Genomic DNA, 3209 nt, shown 5'->3' on the forward strand with positions numbered 1-3209 from the left:
GTGGACTGGGGCGAGGTCGCCGAACTGCTCGACATGTCCTACCGGGAGACCGCGCCGCCGCGGCTGGTGCGCGAGCTCGACGCCCGCCCCGGCTGACGGCCACCGAGCCGTTCAGCCCTGCTGGTCGCCGATGCTGACCATCCACGCGATTCCGAAGCGGTCGGTGCACATACCGAACAGATCTCCCCACGGGGCACGTTCGAGCGGCATGTCGACGCGACCACCTTCGCTCAGCGCGTCCCACCAGCCGCGGAGCACGCTCTCGTCGTCCCCGCTGAGCGACAGCGAGAAGTTCGTGCCGGGCGAGTAGTCCACGCCGTTCGGGGTGTCCGAGGCCATGAGCACGAAGCCGCGGTCGGTGGTGAGCATCGAGTGCATCACCTTGTCGTCCTCGCTCGGATCGTCCGAGGCGTGCATGTCGGCGAACCTGCTCACCGCCAGTTCACCGCCGAAGACCGATCGGTAGAACTCCATGGCTTCGCGTGCGGAATCGCGGAATGCGAGATAGGGATTGAATCGAGTGGTCATCGTGGTCCTTTCGCGGGTGCGGTAGGGCGCGTTCGGTGCCCTACCGGTAGTGACCGTCCGCCGACGCACTTCTCATCGTGAGGGGTGCGTCCCGGATCCGGGAGCGTTCGGTGCGCTCGCCCGCTTCACATGTGACGCCGCGCTCAGAACGGCGCGCACCCCGGCAGGAAGGCGCCGGCATCGCCGGCACTGAGAGTCCCGTAGGTCAGAAGGGACCGGAGCAGACAATGCGGGTTGCCGAAGTACCCGGCGGAACCGGTGTCCGCTGCGGCGGTAGAGGATCCCCCGAATACGAGTCCTGCCGCCGCGGCCGTCACGAACGCACTCCTGGCGAGTTTCTTCATCCTGTCACTCCCCTTGCACGACGCGCCGGACCATTCGGCGCGCGAGACGAACCCAGAGGATTCGTCGGGGGTGGACCAGGTCGGATTCCGTCGTCACCGGCGTCGGGTGTGAAGGCGCGTCCGCGAACGAGAAAACCCCTTCCGACCGAAGTCGGAAGGGGTTTCGCTGTCGGGCTGACAGGATTTGAACCTGCGACCACTTGACCCCCAGTCAAGTGCGCTACCAAGCTGCGCCACAGCCCGTCCGCGCTCTCTCCGAGCGCTCTCAGAGATTACAACAGGAACGGACCGAAACACTAATCGGCTGGTCAGCGCGTTTTCGCGACCGGACGCCGTCGCGGGTTCACTTCCGGCGGTCGCGCTTCTCCCGCACCCGCACCGAGATCCGCACGGGGCTGCCGTCGAAGCCGAACTCCTCACGCAGGCGACGCTCGAGGAAGCGGCGGTAGCCGGCCTCGAGGAAGCCCGTGGTGAACAGCACGAAGGTCGGGGGCCGGGTGGCTGCCTGGGTGGCGAACAGCACACGGGGCAGGCGACCACCGCGCATCGGCGGCGGAGTCGCAGCCACGACCTCCTTGAGCCACGAGTTCAAGCGTCCCGTGGAGATGCGCTTGTCCCACGACTCGAGCGCGGTCTCCATCGCCGGGACGAGCTTCTGCACGGCTCGACCGGTCTTGGCGGAGATGTTCACGCGCGACGCCCACGGCACCCGCAGCAGGTCGCGGTCGATCTCGCGGCCGAGCTCGTAGCGACGATCCTCATCGACGAGATCCCACTTGTTGAACGCGATCACCAGGGCACGACCCGATTCGACGACCATCGTGATCACCCGCTGGTCCTGCTCGGTGATCGGTTGCGAGGCGTCGATGAGCAGCACCGCCACCTCGGCCGCGTCGATCGCGCCGCGCGTGCGCAGCGACGCGTAGAACTCCGCTCCGGAGGCGTGTGTGACCCGCTTGCGCAGACCGGCGGTGTCGACGAACCGCCACGGCTTGCCGCCGAGTTCGACGATCGAGTCCACCGGGTCGACGGTGGTGCCGGCGACATCGTGCACCACCGAGCGTTCGTCCCCGGCGAGCTTGTTCAGCAGGCTCGACTTGCCGACGTTCGGCTTGCCCACCAGGGCGACCCGGCGGGGTCCTTCGCCGCCGGAACCCTCGCGGGGGGTGGCGGGCAACTTGGCGAGCAGCTCGTCGAGCAGATCGCCGGTGCCGCGCCCGTGGGTGGCCGACACCGAATACGGCTGGCCGAGCCCGAGCGACCACAACATCGCGGCCTCGGATTCGACGCGGTCGTCGTCGACCTTGTTCGCGACCAGCAGCACCGGCGTCTTCGACCGGCGCAGCACCTTCGCGACCGCCTCGTCGACGCTGGTGGCGCCGACGGTGGCGTCGACCACGACGAGGATCGCGTCGGCGGTACGCATGGCGACCTCGGCCTGGCGGGCCACGGACTGCTGCATGCCCTTCGCGTCGGGTTCCCACCCGCCGGTGTCCTGCACCATGAACCGCCGGCCGTTCCACGACGCCTCGTACGAGACGCGGTCCCGGGTGACGCCGGGGACATCCTCGACGACGGCTTCGCGTCGGCCGATGATGCGGTTGACCAGAGTGGACTTGCCGACATTGGGTCGGCCGACCACGGCGACGGTCGGGACCGGAACGAACTCCTCGAGCTCGTTGCCGTCGGCGAACTCGACGTCCCAGTCGGCTTCCTCCGACCAGGTGCCGTCGCCGGCGAAACCGGTGTAATCGGTGCTCACGTCGTCGCTCACAGCTTCGCTCCAGTCTGCTCGGCGACCACCGCGAGCAGCGCGGCGATCACCTCGTCGATGTTCATGTCGCTGGTGTCCACGACGACCGCGTCGTCCGCCGCGCGCAGCGGCGACACCGCGCGGGTGGAGTCGAGGTGGTCACGGCGCTGCACCGCAGCAAGGACCGCCTCGTAGTCGTCGCCGCGACCCTCGGCGATGTTCTGGTTGTTGCGCCGGTGCGCGCGGGCCTCCGCCGAGGCGGTGAGGAAGATCTTCACGTCGGCCTCGGGGAAGACGACCGTGCCGATGTCGCGTCCTTCGACCACGACGCGGTGCTCGGCGCGCCCGAGACGCTGCTGCGCCTCGACGAGCTGGGTGCGCACCTCGGGGACCGCGGAGACCGCGGAGACCGCGGCCGTGACCTCGGCGCCGCGGATGATCTCGCGCACGTCGTCCCCGTCGAGCCGGATGTCCTCGACGGTGGGATCGGTGCCGATCGACCACGGCAGATCGGCGGTGGCCGCGGCGATCGCGGCCGGATCGGTCAGGTCGGTACCGCGGCGCAGAGCGTGCAACGTCGCGAT

The 3209-nt window shown here is 68.9% G+C and carries 4 protein-coding genes and 1 tRNA gene; all 5 read right to left on the reverse strand.

Annotated features, from left to right (window positions below; genetic code table 11):
* Positions 1–111: 111 nt before the first annotated feature.
* A complete protein-coding gene (locus R1101_RS0119680; RefSeq protein ID WP_016935029.1) occupies positions 112–528 on the reverse strand; it encodes a VOC family protein in 417 nt (138 codons plus the stop codon).
* 143 nt (positions 529–671) lie between these two features.
* Positions 672–872 (reverse strand): hypothetical protein, encoded by a 201-nt coding sequence (locus tag R1101_RS31145; RefSeq protein ID WP_016935030.1) that lies wholly within the window; start codon positions 870–872, stop codon positions 672–674.
* 169 nt (positions 873–1041) lie between these two features.
* A tRNA-Pro gene (locus R1101_RS0119690) sits at positions 1042–1115 on the reverse strand.
* 100 nt (positions 1116–1215) lie between these two features.
* Positions 1216–2646 carry a ribosome biogenesis GTPase Der gene (der, locus tag R1101_RS0119695; protein WP_016935031.1) on the reverse strand — a complete coding sequence of 477 codons (1431 nt, stop codon included), beginning with the start codon at positions 2644–2646 and terminating at the stop codon, positions 1216–1218.
* Positions 2643–3209 (reverse strand): (d)CMP kinase (gene cmk, locus R1101_RS0119700; RefSeq protein WP_016935032.1); only part of this gene is annotated, 567 nt, incomplete at its 5' end. The genes der and cmk, both read right to left, overlap by 4 nt.

It is taken from the genome of Rhodococcus sp. R1101, assembly GCF_000278445.1.
In the GTDB taxonomy this organism is placed as follows: domain Bacteria; phylum Actinomycetota; class Actinomycetes; order Mycobacteriales; family Mycobacteriaceae; genus Rhodococcus; species Rhodococcus gordoniae.